This is a genomic window from Butyrivibrio hungatei (genome assembly GCF_900101605.1).
GTDB lineage: Bacteria > Bacillota > Clostridia > Lachnospirales > Lachnospiraceae > Butyrivibrio > Butyrivibrio hungatei_B.
In genome coordinates this window covers 81,437-100,554 of record NZ_FMUR01000003.1, presented here as the reverse complement: position 1 = coordinate 100,554, position 19,118 = coordinate 81,437, and the positions used below count along the sequence as shown (strand labels likewise).

At 41.0% G+C, this 19,118-nt stretch carries 15 protein-coding genes; all 15 read left to right on the top strand.

Annotated features, from left to right (window positions below; translation table 11 throughout):
* The first annotated feature begins 6 nt into the window (after nt 1–6).
* The 15 genes from BLP87_RS16510 to BLP87_RS00390 all read left to right on the top strand — a co-directional run bounded on the left by BLP87_RS16510 (nt 7) and on the right by BLP87_RS00390 (nt 19,103).
* Nucleotides 7–156, top strand: coding sequence for a FeoB-associated Cys-rich membrane protein (locus BLP87_RS16510; protein ID WP_074460972.1), 150 nt, complete (start codon nt 7–9; stop codon nt 154–156).
* A 213-nt stretch (nt 157–369) separates the two neighbouring features.
* Nucleotides 370–1,665, top strand: coding sequence for a hypothetical protein (locus tag BLP87_RS00455; RefSeq protein WP_074460971.1), 1,296 nt, complete (start codon nt 370–372; stop codon nt 1,663–1,665).
* A gap of 123 nt (nt 1,666–1,788) precedes the next feature.
* Nucleotides 1,789–2,832: a substrate-binding domain-containing protein gene (locus BLP87_RS00450; RefSeq protein ID WP_074460970.1), complete on the top strand. Its 1,044-nt coding sequence runs from the start codon at nt 1,789–1,791 to the stop codon at nt 2,830–2,832.
* Complete coding sequence (locus BLP87_RS00445) at nt 2,825–4,306, top strand: sensor histidine kinase (RefSeq protein ID WP_074460969.1); 1,482 nt, start codon at nt 2,825–2,827, stop codon at nt 4,304–4,306. Before BLP87_RS00450 ends, BLP87_RS00445 begins: the two co-directional genes overlap by 8 nt.
* A 21-nt stretch (nt 4,307–4,327) precedes the next feature.
* Nucleotides 4,328–5,923: a helix-turn-helix domain-containing protein gene (locus BLP87_RS00440; protein ID WP_074460968.1), complete on the top strand. Its 1,596-nt coding sequence runs from the start codon at nt 4,328–4,330 to the stop codon at nt 5,921–5,923.
* A gap of 17 nt (nt 5,924–5,940) precedes the next feature.
* On the top strand, nt 5,941–6,996 hold the full coding sequence (locus BLP87_RS00435) for a sugar ABC transporter substrate-binding protein (protein WP_083334345.1): 1,056 nt from the start codon (nt 5,941–5,943) through the stop codon (nt 6,994–6,996).
* A gap of 215 nt (nt 6,997–7,211) precedes the next feature.
* Complete coding sequence (gene chvE, locus BLP87_RS00430) at nt 7,212–8,372, top strand: multiple monosaccharide ABC transporter substrate-binding protein (RefSeq protein WP_074460966.1); 1,161 nt, start codon at nt 7,212–7,214, stop codon at nt 8,370–8,372.
* A gap of 103 nt (nt 8,373–8,475) precedes the next feature.
* Nucleotides 8,476–10,023 carry a multiple monosaccharide ABC transporter ATP-binding protein gene (mmsA, locus tag BLP87_RS00425; protein WP_074461158.1) on the top strand — a complete coding sequence of 516 codons (1,548 nt, stop codon included), beginning with the start codon at nt 8,476–8,478 and terminating at the stop codon, nt 10,021–10,023.
* Complete coding sequence (gene mmsB / locus BLP87_RS00420; protein ID WP_074460965.1) at nt 10,023–11,213, top strand: multiple monosaccharide ABC transporter permease; 1,191 nt, start codon at nt 10,023–10,025, stop codon at nt 11,211–11,213. Before mmsA ends, mmsB begins: the two co-directional genes overlap by 1 nt.
* Nucleotides 11,214–11,382: 169 nt before the next feature.
* Nucleotides 11,383–13,623, top strand: coding sequence for a DUF3160 domain-containing protein (locus BLP87_RS00415; RefSeq protein ID WP_074460964.1), 2,241 nt, complete (start codon nt 11,383–11,385; stop codon nt 13,621–13,623).
* On the top strand, nt 13,617–15,179 hold the full coding sequence (locus BLP87_RS00410) for a CapA family protein (protein ID WP_074460963.1): 1,563 nt from the start codon (nt 13,617–13,619) through the stop codon (nt 15,177–15,179). The genes BLP87_RS00415 and BLP87_RS00410 overlap by 7 nt, the downstream gene beginning before the upstream one ends.
* A gap of 124 nt (nt 15,180–15,303) precedes the next feature.
* Nucleotides 15,304–15,927: a hypothetical protein gene (locus tag BLP87_RS00405; protein ID WP_074460962.1), complete on the top strand. Its 624-nt coding sequence runs from the start codon at nt 15,304–15,306 to the stop codon at nt 15,925–15,927.
* Between the two features lie 110 nt (nt 15,928–16,037).
* Nucleotides 16,038–17,714, top strand: a complete 1,677-nt coding sequence (locus BLP87_RS00400) for a M3 family oligoendopeptidase (RefSeq protein WP_074460961.1) — start codon at nt 16,038–16,040, stop codon at nt 17,712–17,714.
* The gene (locus BLP87_RS00395; RefSeq protein WP_074460960.1) at nt 17,714–18,286 is read left to right on the top strand and encodes a GNAT family N-acetyltransferase; all 573 of its coding nucleotides are present in this window, start codon (nt 17,714–17,716) and stop codon (nt 18,284–18,286) included. The genes BLP87_RS00400 and BLP87_RS00395 overlap by 1 nt, the downstream gene beginning before the upstream one ends.
* Nucleotides 18,279–19,103: a TrmH family RNA methyltransferase gene (locus tag BLP87_RS00390; RefSeq protein WP_074460959.1), complete on the top strand. Its 825-nt coding sequence runs from the start codon at nt 18,279–18,281 to the stop codon at nt 19,101–19,103. Before BLP87_RS00395 ends, BLP87_RS00390 begins: the two co-directional genes overlap by 8 nt.
* The last annotated feature ends 15 nt before the right edge of the window (nt 19,104–19,118 follow it).

Sequence of the window (19,118 nt, the reverse complement as noted above, 5' to 3'; positions counted from 1 at the left end):
TAAATTATGGTAAATATAATAGCATTTTTTGCACTTGTTTTGATATTAGGTTTAGCAATCGGTTACATTTATAAAGAAAAAAAGAAAGGCACTCATTGTATCGGCTGTCCTTCTGCGGGAAACTGCCGCAAAGCCTGTAATCACAAGCATCTGTGATGCGTGAGTCGGCCAAATGCCAGATGGTTTCTTGGAATAATATTTATAATATTGTGCAAATTGACAAACGTCCGAGCAATCGGGCGTTTATTTTTGTTAAGGACATTTTTAACATTGTATTGCAACTGATTAACAAAATGAGTAGAATGTCACTTAGCATCTAGATGTAAGCGCTTTCTATTAATTTTAAGTACGAGGAGTAACAATATAGCGATGAAAGGAAAAATATTTGCGACAGCACTTATGACGGGGAGTAGTTTACTATTTATGAGTTGTGCTGCACCATTGCCTGTTACAGACGAAGAAGATGATGTAGAACTTACAATCGAGACAGTTGAGCAGCCGGGAGAAGAGGCGCTCGAGAATAACGGCCACTTTTTTGTGAAAGTGGATGATAAGATTTATTTCCATGCTCCATCTGAAACGAACCTTGAGAGTGCATCATGGTTTGGAGAATTTGCACCATATGATTACGGCGATAATGTGCTTATGTCCTATGACCCCAAAAACAAGAAGGCATTGAAAGTCGGGGAAAAAGCAACATTCGGAAATATATTTGTAATGGACGGAAAGCTTTATACAAACTATTTCAAAAAAGAAGACGGAGATATGAAGGGCAAGGCAATCTGCTACGATCTTGCAAATAATTACGAAGAAGGTTTTATCAAATCGGACAGCATAAGTGCTGTTGACAAAGAAGGAAAAACGCTTGTCACAAGTATTTACAGTGACGGAGGGACAAATCTTTCAATACATTCGGGCGAAGGAAGCGAATTTGTCATTGAGAATGTAAAAGAGTGTGTTGCCTGCGAGGGCGATAAAGTTTTTTATGTAACTGAGCCGGATTACGGCGGAACGGATGAGTACAGATTTTGGGAGTATGATCTTTCTGACAATAAGTCAGTGTTCCTCGGATACCTTCCCGAGAGTGAAAAAGGCGGAGATTATTATGATTTTCATCAGCTGACCGTGGATGAGGAACATCAAAAGGTATTTTTTACATTGAATTATTATTCGGGAGCAAAGAATGAGCTTACGGAAGTTTACTTTATTTCCGCAACTCTGGGTAAAGAGGAATCTCTTTCATGTGAAAGAACGCGTGATATGAACCTGAATAACCAGGAAGGAGCTGACCCGACAGCTTTTACCGTTGCAAGCGACGGAAAGATGAATTCCGAAGTTAAGGGACGACCTTTTTATGTTACGTATGATAAGCTTGGGCATCTTATATGGTACGATAAGAATTGCGAGAAGCATATAGTCGATTCAAAGGAAAAATACGGACAGGTCAAGGATACCGATACCGGAGCGATCGTGGAAGATCCTGAGATAATGGAGTATATTGACGGAAAGATATACATAATGCGAAATATCCTTGAAAGAGCCAGAGAAGACGATATGGGATGGCGTATGGCTTATAAGAGAAGAGAAGTCAGGGTATATTCCGTAGATGTCAATACGGGCGAAGAAACGGACATTTTTAATCTGATAAAAGACAATACGGTGTAACCATAAATAGAAATTCTATTGAAACATGGGGAGTGTAAACGGTATAATCATTAGGTGATGAATACTGTGAACACTCCCCGTAGTAATAATAAGCGTAAACTAAATAATAGAGAAAGAGTTATCATGTTAGCAACAGTGGTTTTCGTTATTGTTACGCTTTTTCTTATCGCCGTAAGTTTCAGTATCAGCCTGAAAGGTTTTAAGAGAAAAGATGAAGCGAACGAGTACGAAAAGTATTATGTTATGATAACGGACGACAATAAGTCTGATTTCTGGAAATCTGTTTACCGTGGTGCTTTTGCGGCGGCAAAAGAAGACAATATATATATCGATCTTCTGGGAGAGAATTTTTCGACCAAGTATAGAACGGAAGAACTTATGAAGATCGCTACGGCATCCAGGGTGGACGGTATTATTCTTTATGCCAATGAGTCAAATGAAATGACGCAACTCATTGATGAAGCAGTCGAAGAAGGGATTCCGGTTGTTACTCTTTACGGAGACAATACCCGTTCAAAAAGGCTTAGCTACGTAGGTATCGGTGGATATGCGATGGGGCGTGAGTATGCTAAGCAGATCAATAATATTATTCAGGAAAAGAAAAACGAAAATACCGAAGAATCTGATAAGAACGAGCAGGATAAGATCATGCAGGTTACTGTGCTCGTTAATTCGGATGCGGGAAGTTCCGGTGAAAATATTCAGAATATAATAATCGCGGCAATGCAGGAAGGTATAGCTCAGGAAGATGCAGCAGGCATGGAAGTTTCCGTCTCTATCAAGACCGTTGACAATACCAATGATTTTTCTGCGGAAGAGTCGATCAGAGATATTTTCCATAATGAGCAGATACCGGATGTCATTGTGTGCCTTAATGAGCTAAATACCACATGTGCTTATCAGGCAGTTGTAGATTTTAATGAAGTGGGCAAGGTAAATATTCTTGGATGCTATGCTTCCGAACCGATAATCAATGCCATTGACATAGGCGGTGTTTATGCAACAATCGCCATTGATACCAATCAGCTCGGTGAGCAGTGTGTAAAAGCTCTCTCCGATTATTATGAATCGGGTAATACAAGTGAGTATTATGCCGCAGACGTAAGCCTCATAAATAAGAGCAATGTTGCGGAATATATGAAGAAGGAGGAAGAGCAGAATGAATAGATTTCTTGATCGTCCCCTTCAAAATAAAATTGTAAGTATCTGTGTTTTTTCAAATATAATTATTTTTGTCGTAAATATCTTTTTGCTTCTTGGTATCAACAGTATGTCGACAGAGATGGAGATGGTGTATCAGGACAACAGACACCTTAACAGGCTTTCGGATGCTCTGGGTAATGTTCAGGATTCAATGACGGAATATCTCAGATCGAAGACATCGGATTCACTTAAGACATATTTCAGCTCGGCAGAGACTTTTTCCAATCTGACGAGTGAACTTGATGACAGAGTGACAGACCTTTCTTTTGGGCGCATGGAAAGAAATATCAGGAATATGTCGCAGAATTATTTAAATGAGGTTTCTCTTACGATAGAAGCAAAGCGCGGAAGAAATGTCGAGAAGTATCGTACGTATTATGAGAGTGCGACGGAGCTTTATAATTATATAAACGAGTATATTACAAGTCTTAACCTGGAACTTTTTGTAAGTAATTCGCAGCATTATTCGGAACTTACCGAATTGTTTGGAAATTATGAATTTGTAAGTTTCATTGTTATTACTATCGTTATGGGTGGAAATATCATCATAATAATGAATCTTGTAAGCACGATCGTCCAGCCTCTTAAAAAACTTGCGGATTCTGCAAATGAAGTTGCGGAAGGAAACTTTGACGCAGAGCTTCTGGAAATCGCATATAACGATGAGATCGGAATAGTGAGCAATGCTTTTAACAAGATGGTCATAAGCATTAAGCAATATATCGAGAGACTTCGAATGAGTATAGAAAAAGAGCGATATATGCAGGAGAGAGAGCTTATGATGGAGTCGCATCTTAAGGATGCAAGACTTAAATATCTGCAGGCGCAGATCAATCCGCATTTTCTTTTTAATACTCTTAATGCGGGCGCACAGCTTGCTATGATGGAGGGCGCAGATAGGACTTATGAGTATGTTCAGACGGTAGCCGATTTTTTCAGGTATAATGTAAAGGGAAAAAAGACTGAGGTTACGATAGGTGAAGAAGTTACGCTTGTCGATAATTACATAAGAATCCTGAACGTAAGATTTTCCGGTGATATTGGTTATGAGAAGCAGGTTGATAAGAGGCTCCTCGGTGCGCCTATGCCCAATATGATATTGCAGCCGATAGTTGAAAATGCCGTAAACCACGGCATCAGGGAAATGGGCGACAAGGGCAAGATCACTCTCAGGGTTTACCGTGAGGATGACAATATCTGCATCAGTATCGGTGACAACGGAAAGGGAATCAGCCCTGAGAATATTGATAAAATACTGAGCGGAAACTGGGAAAGAAAAGAAAATCAGAATGACAATAACGGAATAGGTATGGATAATGTGATCTCAAGATTGAGGCTCTTTAGCGAGAATGATAATGCCGTTGAAATAAGGAGCGAAGGTGAAAACAAGGGGTGCGAAGTGATAATACGTTTGCCGTTTAATGAAAAGGAAGAGTAGTATTAAATCGAGGGGATTAATATGTACAGGATAATGATCGCGGACGATGAAGGTATAGTCATCGATTCCATGAAGTTTATAATTGAAAAAGAATTTGGAAGTGAATGCGAAGTACAGTTTGCCAAGACAGGAAGAAGCGTAATAGAGCTTGCTGAGCGTTTCAGACCGGATATTGCGGTTATGGATATTCATATGCCCGGAATAAATGGTATAGAAGCAATCAAGGAAATAAAGCAGTTTTCAGCGAACACGATCTTCATAGTAATGTCTGCATATGACAAATTTGACTATGCAAAAGAAGCAATCAAGCTTGGGGTTCTTGAATATATTAACAAGCCAATGGACAAGCTTAAGGTCGTAAATGTCTTAAGAAGGGCGATGGGGCTTATTGACGGTGAGCGTGAAAAACGAAGCAATGAGCTTATGATAAAGGAAAAGCTCGAAACCATTGAGCCTATAATCGAGAACGGACTTATATACGATATCCTTCTTCAGGAGCATTTTGAAGAAGACATCGACAGTTACAAGACAATACTTGGAATAGAGCAGGATTACGGCTGTATGATGGCAATTGTCTGCGGTGATTCACAGGAAGGAAACCACATGACAAATGCAATCGGAAGTTCCGTCAAGGTTTCGGGCCGATATCAGGAGATACGTGAAGGTGTAAAAGACTTTTTTAACTGCAAGATAGGTAACGTAATGGCAAATAAGATTGCTGTGCTGGTACCTCTTGATTCTTCCAAGATAGAGTACAATGACAGAACAGAACTTATTGATAAAGCAAGGCAGCTGACAAGGATACTTAAGAAAAAAACCGATATAAGTTTCAGAATAGGTATTGGAGGCGTCAAACCGCTGAGGGAGCTTGGAGAGTCATACAGAGAAGCATTGAATGCCCTTATTGCGACGACGGGCTCGGTTGCACATGTAGATGACCTTACTCCTTACGATGAACGCGAAGAAGATTATCCCGTAGAGCTTGAGAAGCCGATGTTTGATGCGGTTTCCAACGGAGATCTCAATGCGACTATGGTAACGGCGGGGAAGTATGCCGACTGGATGTACAACAGGTCGAAGAACGGCGATCTCATGTCAATGAGGATCAAGGTCCTTGAGATAACTCTTTATGCCGAGAGACTTGCCTATAGCAGCATCGGAAAGAAGTATATGTACTCGGGGCGTGATGATTATCTGCCGGAACTTATGGGACTTGGCACTGCAGACGGGATAAGAGAATGGTTTATGGGGAAGATTACTTCCGCCTGCAGGAATGTTATAGCCAAGAAAGAAGAGAAGTCCAATGATGTAATAAAGACGGCAAGAAAGTATATAGATGACAATTTTGCAAAAGATATATCGCTTGATGATGTATCAAGAAGGGTCAATATCTCGCCGTATTATTTCAGCAAGATATTCAAGGACGAGTTGGGGCTTAACTTTATCGAATATCTGACAAGTGTGCGAATAGAGAAGGCAAAAGAGCTCCTTACGGAGTCGGATATGTCAATGAAGGAAATCTGCGGAGCGTGCGGATATACGGACCCGAATTATTTCAGCAGAAGTTTTAAGAAGAATGTAGGCGTTACGCCAACCGAATATAAAGAAGGACGGTGACACATATGAGAAGGTATATGGGGAAAATGGTCGCCGTTTGGCTTGCATCTCTTTTGCTTATGTTATGTGTTACGGGGTGTGTCAAAGAGAGCGGCGAAGGCGAGAAAAAGAAAAGCTCCGATTCTGACAAGATCCAGATCGGAATGTGCTTTGATTCTTTCGTGATCGAAAGATGGCAGAGAGACAGAGATGTCTTTGTTTCCATGGCAAAAGATCTTGGGGCGGAAGTAAACGTACAGAATGCAAACGGTGATATTGAAGAACAGAAAAAGCAGATTGACTACTTTATCAAGAACGGAATGGATGCGATAGTCATTGTCTGTATCGATTCAAATTCACTTCGTGATTCGGTGAAAAAGGCCAGAGAGGAAGGCATAGTTGTCATTGCTTATGACAGACTAATCTCTGATGCCGGAGTCGATCTCTACATTTCTTTTGACAACGAAAAAGTAGGTGCGATGATGGCGCAGACCATGGTAGACAACGGACTTGCGGACGGCAAGGTGATAATGATCTGCGGATCTCCTTCCGACAGCAATGTTTCTTTTGTCGAAAAAGGATTCAGGTCTGTTATGACAAGATATAGAAATGAGATCGTCGATACGGTCTATGCAGACGGCTGGCGCGCTGAAAAGGCAAGCGAGTATATTTATAAGAATACAGGGCTTGTCAGGGAAACCGATGCGATAATGTGCGGAAATGATGATATTGCAAGTAACGTGGTCAGAGCTCTTTCGGAGAGAAGACTTGCGGGTGAGCTTATGGTTGCAGGACAGGATGCAGATCTTGAAGCATGTCAGAGAATTGTTGAGGGGACTCAGCTTATGACCGTTTACAAGCCGATTGAGAAACTGGCGCAGGCAGCAGCTATATGTGCGGTCAAACTTGTTAAGGGGGAAGAAATCACCGAATATGATATTTCAGATATAAGCGATGGCTCCAAGATGGTGCCATATCTTAAGATAGAACCTACTAGTGTGACAAGGAATAATATAGATGAAGTGATAATTAAAAGTGGATTTCACTTAAAAGAGGATGTTTACTTGAATGTACCGGACCAGATGCCAAATTAGTCAGTAAACATGCGGGTTTGGGATAGTAGCACAAAATTGATATAACCGATTATGCAGTGCAAAATAATGCTAGCATAATCGGTTAATTTTTTGTAACGATAGTAAAAATTTACAGAACATCGTAATTTAATCCTATTATTTTTGTGGTAAATTTTACAATATAAACAACGCAGATAAATTTCTGCAGGAATCCAAATAAAAGGGAGGATACTTTTATGAAGAAGAAAATCATTAGTGCAGTTCTTTCAGCAGCTATGGTTGCAGCCATGCTTGTAGGTTGCGGATCATCTACACCCGCACCTGAAGGTGGCGCAGAGGCACCTGCTGATGCAACAGCAGCAGAGGGCGGCGATGCAACAGCAACAGCAGAGACTCCTGCCGGCGAAGGCGGAAGAGTTGGTGTATCAATGCCTACTAAGGATCTTCAGAGATGGAACCAGGACGGCGCAAACATGGAGAAACAGCTCCAGGAAGCAGGATATGAAGTTGATCTTCAGTACGCTTCAAACGACGTTCCTACACAGGTTTCTCAGATCGAGAACATGATCAGTTCAGGAGCTAAGGTTCTTGTTATCGCACCTATCGAAGGTGATTCACTCGGAACAGTTCTTGATCAGGCTAAGCAGGCAGGCGTATCTGTTATCGCTTATGACCGTTTGATCATGAACTCAGATGCAGTTAACTACTATGCTACATTCGATAACTACATGGTAGGAACAAAGCAGGGTGAGTATATCAGAGATCAGCTTGACCTCGACAATGCTAAGGGACCTTTCAACATTGAGATCTTCACAGGTGATCCCGGTGATAACAACGCTAAGTTCTTCTATCAGGGTGCTTATGATGTAATCAAGCCTTACATCGAAGAAGGTAAGCTTGTTGTTAAGTCCGGACAGAAAGAGTTCGATAAGGTTGCTACTCCTGAGTGGAAGACAGATAACGCTCAGGCAAGAATGGATGCTATCATCGCAGCTAACTATGCTGATGGAACAAAGCTTGATGCAGTTCTTTGCTCGAATGACTCAACAGCACTTGGTGCAACTAACTCACTTGAAGCTAACTACGAGCCTAATCATCCCGATGATTGGCCGATCATCACAGGTCAGGATTGCGATAAGCCCAACGTTAAGAACATGATCGCTGGTAAGCAGTCAATGTCTATCTTCAAGGATACACGTGAACTTGCTGCACAGACAGTTAAGATGGTTGACGCTATCATGAAGGGCGGCGAGGCTCCTATCAACAACGAGAAGGATTATGATAACGGAACAGGTGTGATTCCTACATACCTCTGCGAGCCCCAGTTCGCTGATTCCAAGAATTATAAGACTCTTCTTATCGATTCAGGATACTACACAGAAGACGACCTTAAATAATAAAAATTTGTAATAAAGCTGAGGCGGGCTTTTGTCCCGCCTCTTTAACAGAAAAAATATCAGAATAGAAGAAAAGAAATTAGAGATAGAAGGAGGGGTAAACTTGGCGAAGATATTATTGGAAATGAAAAATATCACCAAAACATTCCCCGGTGTGAAAGCCTTGGACAATGTAAATCTTCAGGTTGAAGAAGGCGAAATTCACGCGCTGGTAGGTGAAAACGGCGCCGGTAAATCCACACTGATGAATGTACTCAGTGGCGTTTATTCGTACGGAACCTATGAAGGTGATATCATTTATGACTCCGAGGTTTGCAATTTTAACGCTATAAAGGATAGTGAACAAAAAGGTATTGTAATTATACATCAGGAACTTGCGCTTATTCCGTACATGACAATTGCAGAGAATATGTTCCTTGGAAATGAAAGAGGATCAAAATGCAAGATTAATTGGACAGAGACGGGTGTACTTGCTCGTAAGTATTTGGATATAGTGGGACTTAAAGATAGTACCCAGACATTGATTAAGGATATTGGTGTTGGTAAGCAGCAGCTTGTTGAGATTGCGAAGGCGCTCTCAAAGAACGCAAGACTTCTTATTCTTGATGAGCCGACTTCATCACTTAACGAGAGTGATTCTAAGGCGCTTCTTGATTTGTTACTTAAGCTGAAGAAAGAGCAGAATCTTACTTCAATTATCATCTCACATAAACTTAATGAGGTATCATATGTTGCCGATAAGATTACGGTTATCCGTGACGGATCGACAATTGAGACACTTACAAAGGGTGTGGATGATTTCTCAGAAGCACGTATCATCAACGGCATGGTAGGTCGTGAATTATCAGACCGTTTCCCCAAGAGAGAACCAAAGATTGGGGATATAATGATGGAAGTCAAAGATTGGAATGTTTATCATCCTTTATATAGTGATAGAAAAGTTGTCAATAATGTCAGCATGAACGTCAGAAAAGGAGAAGTTGTAGGTATTTCCGGACTTATGGGTGCCGGAAGAACAGAGCTTGCAATGAGTATCTTTGGAAGAAGTTACGGCGAAAACATTACAGGAACACTTAAGATAAATGGTAAAGAAGTTAAACTTAGAAACGTTCAGGAAGCTATCAAGCATAAGCTTGCATATGTTACTGAGGATCGTAAGGGTAACGGACTTATCTTAACCAATCCTATTAAAATTAACACTACACTTGCAAACCTTGATGCAGTTAGTAAGAATTCAGTAATCGACAAAGATAAAGAGTATGAAGTAGCAGTTGATTACAAACAGAAGCTTAAGACAAAATGTCCTTCTGTTGAGCAGAATGTTGGTAACCTTAGTGGTGGTAACCAGCAGAAGGTTCTTCTTGCAAAATGGATGTTCGCAGATCCGGACATTCTCATTTTGGATGAACCTACAAGAGGTATTGACGTAGGAGCTAAATACGAGATTTATTGCATTATCAATCAGCTTGTAGATGCAGGAAAATCAGTTATCATGATCTCTTCCGAACTTCCGGAAGTATTGGGAATGTGTGACAGAGTCTACGTAATGAATGAAGGTAGGATGGTTGGCGAACTTGATGGCAAAGAAGCCACTCAGGAAAAAATTATGACTTATATTTTACAGTCATCCGGAAATAAGGAGGTCAAATAATGAATAACGATTCGGTACTCGGATTCATAAAGAAAAATACAATGATACTTGTTCTCATAGCAGTAGTAGCTTTCTTCTCTTTCCAGACAAAGGGAGCATTACTTCTTCCTATGAACGTAAGTAACTTAATTTCACAGAACGCTTATGTGTTTGTTCTTGCAACCGGTATGCTTCTCTGTATCTTAACAGGTGGTAACATCGATCTTTCGGTTGGTTCGGTTGTATGTTTTGTTGGTGCTGTAGGTGCCACACTTATGGTAAATAAGAACCTTCCCATTTGGGCTTCAGTACTTATCATGTTCGTTGTAGGAACATTGATCGGTGCTTTCCAGGGATTCTGGATTGCGTTTGTAAGAATTCCTCCTTTCATCGTAACACTTGCAGGTATGCTTGCGTTCAGAGGACTTTCAAACGTAGTTCTTAACGGACTTACAATTTCAATCAAGGATAAGTCTTCATTCGTTAACCTTTTCGGTGGCGGTGCTGATTGCTATATCCATGATTTCATCGGAAACGGATCTCTTAACCTTACATGTCTCTTTGGCGGAATATTAGCTGCTATTATTTTCGTTGTTGTACAGGCCGGATCACGTTTTAAGAAAAAGAACAAGGGATATGAGCTTGAGCCCATTTGGAAATTCCTTGTAAAGACAGTTGGTATTGTTGCAGCTCTTTTGGCATTCTGCTACAAGCTTGCTCAGTACAAGGGTATTCCTACAGTTCTTATTTGGGTTCTCGTAGTTGTACTTATCTATGGCTACATCACAAATAACACAACTGTTGGACGTTACTTCTACGCTGTAGGTGGTAACGAGAAGGCTACAAAGCTTTCAGGTATCAACACAAACAAAGTTTATTTCATCGCTTACACAAACATGGGATTCCTTGCAGCACTTGCAGGAATGATCACAATCGCTCGTCTTACATCAGCTCAGCCTACATATGGTCAGAACTATGAGATGGATGCTATCGGATCATGTTTCATCGGTGGAGCATCAGCTTACGGTGGAATCGGAACAGTTCCCGGAGTTATCGTAGGTGCCGTACTTATGGGTGTTATCAACCTTGGTATGTCACTTATGGGTGTAGATGCTAACATGCAGAAGGTGGTTAAAGGTGCCGTTCTTCTTGCAGCCGTTATCTTCGACGTAGTATCAAAGCGTGGTGGAAAGCTTATCGTAAAGAACTGATAGAAATAAGTTTCTTTGATATTGATATGAAAAGCCGTTGGTCATATGACCGGCGGCTTTTTTCTGCGCCAAAAAGCCGCCGGCGAATCTTTGTTTCGGTGTCCGGAATGTTAGTATATAATAATGGGGGAGAAAATATTGTGATAGGGTAAATATTTAGGAGACGAATATGAAAAAAAGAATAGCTGTATGTATTTTGGCCTTTTTGGTAGTGTTGCCGGGGTGTTCGTTTGGAAAAGGCGGAAGTAACACACCTTCAGATGCGGGAAGCGTTGCTGCAAGCAGTGTTTCGGCGGAGAGTACCGAAGAAGGAAAAGATGCTGCGAGCGGTGCCGTTAGTGGTAAGGTCTACCTTCTCGGGGATTCTGAGGTTAAGTATTATGACGAGAATCTGGTTCCTGCCATTCCCGATTACACCATAAAAGAAGATTTTTCAAATGTTGTATTTAATTCGCATCAGGACGGTTACTTTAATCTTGAAAATCAAAGTGAGTATAATGATGTGCAGGCAAGAAGAGATGCAATTATAAAAAACGGATTTGTGGTCGAAGTAGCGGAGAGTGATGAGTTTTTTGAAGAATATGAGGAAAACAGGTATGAACTTAGACCTAATTTCGTGACTGTAGATTCTCTTATGCATACATATCATCTTTATTTTTCATATCTGATGAAGCAGACGGAGAAAAATCATCTTACAAGTGAGCTAAAAAAACTTGGTGCACAGATGCTTGAAAGTACCAAGAAGCAGTATGATGCGCTTAAAGGGACCGAATTCGAAGCTGCAGCGCTTAAGAATGCTGAGTTTTTCTATATCGGAAGTAAGCTGGTTGATGATGGAGTTGTAGCTCCCATAAGTGACGGCTCTTTTGACCAAGTTGTAAACGATGAACTTTCCAAGATAGCTAAAGCGGAAGGTGTTGCTACAAACGGGATTACTGGCAAAGAGGAAGACTATTCGCAGTATAAGCCGAGAGGATACTATGAGGGCGATACCGAACTTGAAAAGTACTTCAGGGCAATGATGTGGTACGGAAGAACGGCTTTTGCTTTTGACAATGAGGAGCTTGTCAGAGCGGGACTTCTTCAGAGTCTTGCAATAGCGGAAAACGCAGAGTCCTGGGAGCGAATATATAATATAACAAGCTTTTTTGCGGGAACATCGGACGATCCCGGATATTACGAGTTTTCGGATATAGCAAAAAAGTGCTATGAAGATAAGCTTGATGTGAGTGCACTTGCAGGTAATTCCGATGCTTTCGGTAAATTTATGAGTGCGGTAAAAGAACTGACTCCTCCTGCGATTAATTCAATTCCCGTTAAAGAGGATGAGGAAAATGTGGTCCCTTCTTACAGATTTATGGGGCAGAGATTTACTGTTGATGCAGCAATCATGCAGAAACTTGTATACAGAGCTGTTCAGGAAAACAGTGCGGGAGAAAAACGTATGCTTCCGGATGCGCTTGATGTCCCTGCGGCACTTGGCTCCGAGAAGGCTCTGGAAATACTGAACGCGCAGGGGGCTGCTGATTTCAAAAATTATTCTGAGAACATGGCAGCTTCGAAAGAGCACTTTAATAACAACGAGCCTTCTTTATGGAATGTCAGTCTGTACTCGGGCTGGCTTAATACTTTGAGACCTCTTCTTGAGAAGAAGGGCGCGGGGTATCCAAAATATATGCAGAATGATGAGTGGGTAAAAAAGAATCTTGAGACATTTACAGGCTCTTTTGCTGAACTCAAACATGATACCATCCTTTATTCGAAACAGATAGGCGCTGAGATGGGCGGCGGAGACGAAGAAGTGACGCCCGATGACAGAGGCTTTGTTGATACGCAGCCTGTTGTATTCAGCAGGTTCAAATTCCTTTCCGAAAGGACTAAAGAAGGGCTTGAGAGATACGGTGTTATTGATGCAAAAGAAAAAGAAAATCTCGATAAGCTTTCCGAGATTGCGGGAACTCTTTTGACCATATCTGAAAAAGAGCTTAAAAACGAAAAATTATCCGATGAGGATTATGAGTTTATCCGTTGCTACGGCGGTAATATTGAGCATTTCTGGAGAGAAGTTAATGCCGAAGTTGAAAATCTTACAGACTCTTATCAGGCACCTTGTCCTGTGATAGCAGATATTGCAACGGATCCAAACGGAACTGTTTTGGAAGTCGGAACCGGAAAGGCAAATAAGATTTTTGTGGTATTCCCTATAGACGGTGAACTTCACGTCGGTAGTGGAAGCGTATATTCATTCTATCAGTTTGAGCAGCCCATGAGTAACAGGCTTACGGACGGACAGTGGAGAGACATGATAAACGGCGGTCATATGGACGATGACTGGAACTGGGTTGAAAATACGGATAAGCCCGTTCAGCCGGAGTGGACACAGAGTTACAGAATGGAAAAAACATGGTAGTGATGAAGGCCGGACCAAAATTTGATAAAAATTGCAAGAGGCTACTGTTATTCTTCGGAATAGCGGTAGCTGTTTGCGTTGTTTTGATTTTTGCGAGGAATAATTATATTCCTGCGTGGATAAGATGGAATGAGAAAGAGGTAACTGTATATGGCGATGAAAGCGCTTTGCAGGATGAGAGCAATGGTGAATCATCAGACAGTGCTTCAAGGGTGATGGTAAAGCTTTGGAAAAAGAAACTCGAAGTCACTAATTCAAGCGGGGAGACAACTTTTGTCAGCAAAAAGGATTTCAAGGTTCAGGACGTTCTCGTAACAGATATAGACAGAGACGGTGACAAGGAGATGATAGTTCTTTTGTGGAAACACGGACTATATGGTAAGCATAGGCCTTTTTGGATAGAGAAGGATGAAAAAAACTACTCTCAGCATGTTTTTATATATGATGTAGATGAGGCCGGAAATGTTTCGGAAAAGTGGTGCGCGTCGGATATGGGAACCGTTGCGCGTCGCATCAGATTGATGGATAAAAATGATTCGATCTTTTTGATGGAGGATAAAGATAAAAACTGTACACTTTGGATGTGGGACAGTTGGGGAGTTAAGACTATCGACAGTAAAGTAAGTGTGGTCGCATTCGGCGATAATCTCATACATGAGCCGATTTATGAGTATGCAAGGAATGAGGAAAACGGAAACTTTGATTTTATGTACGAGCCGTTTCTTGATGAGATACAGACTGCCGATATAGCGGCGCTAAATGCAGAAACTGTGCTTGTTGACAAGGAATCAATGGTAGGAGGCTATCCGAGTTTCGGCTCTCCAATCCAAGTAGGAGAGGCAATAAGTCACGCCGGCTTTGACGTTGTATCCTGTGCAAACAATCACGCTCTCGACAGAGGAATTCAGGGAATAGATACTACGGTAAATTTCTATAAAGACGCCGGGATAACCTGTGTCGGCATACAGGATAGTACAGACACAGAATATCGGCCGTATGAGCTTATAAGCCGTAATGGCATGCGGATAGCGCTTTTTTCCTATACCTACGGAACTAATGCGGGGGATATATCTGAGGATTATCCCAATGTGGTGCACTATCTTCCGAGAAAAGACACACAAGAGATAGGGGGAAAAAAGGCTGCTTTTAATGAAACGAAGGAGTCAGCAGTAAACGAACAAGGAAATAAATTGATAAGTGATATTGAGAGCGCAAGGAAAGAAGCGGATTTTGTAATTGTTTTTGCCCATTGGGGAGATGAGTACAACAAAGAAGTCACACCTTCACAGGAGCATTTTGCAGAGCTCTTTGCGGAAGGCGGCGCAGATGTAGTAATCGGTACGCATCCCCACGTCGTCCAGAAAACTGAGATGCTTGACAGGCCTGACGGCGGTAAGATGCTTGTCTATTACTCACTTGGAAACTTCCGCGCCGACCAGGCTCAGAGTAAGGAGACTATGGCAGGCGCAGAGGCATCCTTTACAATCGCGCATACATATGACGGAGTAGAGCTTCTTGACTATGAAACCAAGGAAATAAACGCATATTGGAAGTAAGGTGGGGCGTTCAGAGTCATTATAAAATTATTCATTGATAATATAGTTTTTGAATGATAAAATGTTAATGCATTGTTAATTATACGCGATATTGCAATTGAATCGGAACTAAAGGAGAGTGGTAATGAGCCTTTTAAGTGGCGGAAATAAGCCAAAAACAATTGATTCATTAAAAGAGTATTGTGAATTAAATGGTTATACTTCGGAAAAGACCAGATTTTTTATCGGAGAAGATTATAAGGAGCCCAGAGCTTTTGGTATATATAAGGATGAAGTGTCAGGTGACTTTGTAGTATATAAGAATAAAGACGACGGAAGCAGGGCGGTCCGCTACAGAGGAACTGACGAGGCTTTTGCTGTCGGTGAACTCTATGACAGGCTTCAGAAAGAGATAATCAACCAGAAACAACATTATTATGCTGGTGATACTCCGAGCCGCAGTATAAAATCTTATAAGAATCCATATTTAGACATGGATATTTCTTCGATTCGAAATGGTACTAAGGGAGAAAGATTATCTCGTACGTTGAATAGAACCGGAATAAGTATTTCAGGTGTCTTAATTTATATTTTAATTTTGGCGCTGTCAGTTGTTGCTATGAGATGCAGTGAATCCAATCGCAGAAGCGGTTATGACGGAAGTGATAACTATTACTATGACAATTACGATTACAATAACAGCTATGACAGCGGATGGAGCTCAGATAGCTGGGATTCCGGTTATACTGATTTCGGTTCGGATTGGTGATAGAAAACTATGGATGTTATCTCCGAGATTTATGGTAGAATTAATACGATTAAGTAATCAATTAGCTCAGTATTATCGAGCTTTAATATTTGAAAGAAGGATTAATATCTATGAAATTTTCGGAAATCCCGTATAAGCGCTTTGATATTGACGAAGTGAAGCAGAAATATGAGAGCCTAATCGAGAGTAGCAAAAATGCTGCAAGCGGTGAGGAGCAGTTTGAGATTCATAAAAAGTATTATGAACTTAGCAGCGATATAGTTTCGACTATACGAATCGGCAATTTCAGGCATGATATAGATACATCGGATAAATTCTATGCAGCCGAGAAAGAGTATATTGACGAGCAACTTCCGGTCATTGAACAGCTCGAGAACGAGTATAAGAAAGTTCTTTTCAACTCTCCCTACAGAGATTATATGGAAGAGAAGATCGGTAAAGTTGCTTTTAAAAATATCGAACTTGCAAGCAAGTCTATAAGCGATGAGATTCTCCCTCTTATGCAGGAGGAGAATGCCCTTGTCAGCAGATATGACAATATCATCGCGTCTGCAAAAATTCCTTTTGACGGAGAAATCTATAATCTTTCTCTTTTGAGAAAGTTTCAGACGGGTAAGGACAGAGAAGTCAGGAAGAGAGCCTGGAAAGCTTATTCTGACTATTTTCTTACGGTTACGGATGAACTTGATGATATCTTCGATAAACTCGTAAAAAACAGAACGGCGCAGGCAAAGGCGCTTGGTTATGATTCTTTTGTCGAGCTTGGTTATAACAGGATGATCAGAAACTCGTACAGAAGAAAAGAAGTTGAGAGTTTCAGAAAGCAGATAAAAGAGTCTTTTGTTCCTCTTGTATCAAAGATAAATGAAGAGAGAAGAAAACAGATCGGTGTAGATAAGCTCAAATACTACGATCATGAAGTCTTTTTCAAAGAGGGAAATCCCTGCCCCATCGGAACTCCGGAACAGATAATGAAAGCCGGACAGGAGATGTACAGGGAACTTTCGCCTGAGACGGCTGAATTTATTGATTTTATGATGGATAACGAGTTCTTTGACGTGCTTGGAAGAAAGAACAAGAAACAGGGCGGATATATGGAATATCTGCCGAAGTACAAGGCTCCGATCATATTTGCCAATTTTAACGGAACGAGCGGAGATATTGATGTTATAACGCACGAGTGCGGACATGCTTTTCAGGGCTATGTTACAAGGAATGAGGAAATTCTTGAAAATCTCGATATAACGATGGAAACTGCCGAGATTCATTCGATGTCAATGGAATATTTCACATACGGATGGATGAAGAAGTTTTTTGGTGAAAAAGAAAAAGAGTATTTCAAGATGCATCTTGAGGATTCAATCAGCTTTGTTCCTTACGGTTGCATGGTTGATGAATTCCAGCATATCGTATATGATAATCCGGATATGACTCCGAAGCAGAGAAAAGAAGCGTGGATGGAGCTTGAAAAGACGTACAGGCCCGAGATGGATTATGAAGATGATGAATTTCTCGGACAGGGCGGATTCTGGCAGAAACAGCTTCATATATTCGGACTTCCTTTTTATTACATCGATTATGTTCTTGCGAGCGTTGTTGCGATGCAGTTTAAGGTGTGGATGGATAAAGATTTTGATGATGCATGGAGACATTATCTTGAGCTGTGCAAACTTTCCGCAAAGGATTTTTATGAGAATGAACTTGCACAGGTCGGACTGCTCAGTCCGTTTAAAGACGGAACAATAAGTAAGCTTGTAAGCGAGATGGAAAGAGAGGCATTTAAGTAATGACAGTTGAAAAGGTAAGCGTAGAAGATGCGGGAGAACTTCTTGCAATTTATGCTCCTTACGTTGAAAAGACAGCAATTTCTTTTGAGTATGAAGTTCCTTCACTTGAAGAGTTTGAGGGAAGGATAAGAGATATTTCTTCAAAATATCCGTATATCAAAGCTACGGAAAACGGTGAGATACTGGGATATGCCTATGCGACAAGCTTTAAAGGAAGACGCGCCTATGACTGGTCGGTTGAGACGACCGTATATGTCAGAGAAGATGTGAAAAGAAAAGGAGTGGGAAAACTCCTTTACGATGCACTTGAAAAGTCTTTGAAAGATATGGGGATCTTGAATCTGAACGCGTGTATAGCATATCTTTCGGATGATAAGAAAGACGACAATCTTACAAATGACAGTTTTCATTTCCATAAGAGTCTCGGATACAGTCTTGTCGGAATATTCCATGATTCGGGATATAAGTTCGAAAAATGGTACGACATGATATGGATGGAAAAAATGCTGGGAGATCATACAAGTAATCCCGGAGAAGTGAAATTCGGAAAATGGGACATTGAAAATGCGTGAAAATATGATATCCGTTGATACACTTGAAATCCCCGAGCTTGAAATCTACAATGTTCTTTCGGAAAACCGGCTTTATCATATAAATGAGCCCGATGAAGGACTTTTTATAGCAGAAAGTGCAATAGTCATAGGCAGGGCGCTTGATGCGGGATATGAGCCGTTTTCTTTGCTTGTTTCGAGGGAAGAGCTGGATAAAGAGGCAAAGGGAGTAATTGAAAGACTGGATAAATTTCCTTCTGTAAAGATATATGTTGCCGCGGAAGAAGTGCTTAAAAAGATCACGGGATATAACATCACAAGAGGAGTTCTCTGTGCGATGAAGAGAAAGAAACTAAAGAGTGCTTCTGAGATCTGCAAGGATGCAAAGAGAGTGGCTGTTCTTGAAAATGTTTCAAATCCCACAAATGTCGGCGCCATTATGAGAAATGCGGCGGCGCTTAATATGGATGCGGTTCTTTTTACAAAAGGCAGCAGCGATCCTCTTTACAGAAGAGCCATAAGAGTCAGTATGGGAACCGTGTTTCAGATTCCGTGGACATTTCTTACATCGGGTAAAGAGCTTGAGGAAATTAGGAGCATGGGCTTTAAGAGCGTTGCTCTGGCGCTTTCCGACAATACTCTTTCAATCGATGACAAGAAACTTGCAAAAGAGGATAAACTTGCGATACTTCTTGGATCTGAAGGTTACGGCCTTAAACAGGAGACTATTAAAGCTTCGGATTATTGCGTTAAGATCCCGATGGCACACGGAGTTGATTCTTTGAATGTTGCGGCATGCAGTGCCGTTACTTTTTGGGAACTTCAAAAAATTTTTTAAATAAATAGATAAGGG

Coding starts and splice junctions, on each gene's coding strand:
- BLP87_RS16510 (WP_074460972.1), top strand. CDS start 7: ATGGTAAATATAATAGCATTTTTTGCACTTGTTTTGATATTAGGTTTA.
- BLP87_RS00455 (WP_074460971.1), top strand. CDS start 370: ATGAAAGGAAAAATATTTGCGACAGCACTTATGACGGGGAGTAGTTTA.
- BLP87_RS00450 (WP_074460970.1), top strand. CDS start 1,789: ATGTTAGCAACAGTGGTTTTCGTTATTGTTACGCTTTTTCTTATCGCC.
- BLP87_RS00445 (WP_074460969.1), top strand. CDS start 2,825: ATGAATAGATTTCTTGATCGTCCCCTTCAAAATAAAATTGTAAGTATC.
- BLP87_RS00440 (WP_074460968.1), top strand. CDS start 4,328: ATGTACAGGATAATGATCGCGGACGATGAAGGTATAGTCATCGATTCC.
- BLP87_RS00435 (WP_083334345.1), top strand. CDS start 5,941: ATGGGGAAAATGGTCGCCGTTTGGCTTGCATCTCTTTTGCTTATGTTA.
- chvE (WP_074460966.1), top strand. CDS start 7,212: ATGAAGAAGAAAATCATTAGTGCAGTTCTTTCAGCAGCTATGGTTGCA.
- mmsB (WP_074460965.1), top strand. CDS start 10,023: ATGAATAACGATTCGGTACTCGGATTCATAAAGAAAAATACAATGATA.
- BLP87_RS00415 (WP_074460964.1), top strand. CDS start 11,383: ATGAAAAAAAGAATAGCTGTATGTATTTTGGCCTTTTTGGTAGTGTTG.
- BLP87_RS00410 (WP_074460963.1), top strand. CDS start 13,617: ATGGTAGTGATGAAGGCCGGACCAAAATTTGATAAAAATTGCAAGAGG.
- BLP87_RS00405 (WP_074460962.1), top strand. CDS start 15,304: ATGAGCCTTTTAAGTGGCGGAAATAAGCCAAAAACAATTGATTCATTA.
- BLP87_RS00400 (WP_074460961.1), top strand. CDS start 16,038: ATGAAATTTTCGGAAATCCCGTATAAGCGCTTTGATATTGACGAAGTG.
- BLP87_RS00395 (WP_074460960.1), top strand. CDS start 17,714: ATGACAGTTGAAAAGGTAAGCGTAGAAGATGCGGGAGAACTTCTTGCA.
- BLP87_RS00390 (WP_074460959.1), top strand. CDS start 18,279: ATGCGTGAAAATATGATATCCGTTGATACACTTGAAATCCCCGAGCTT.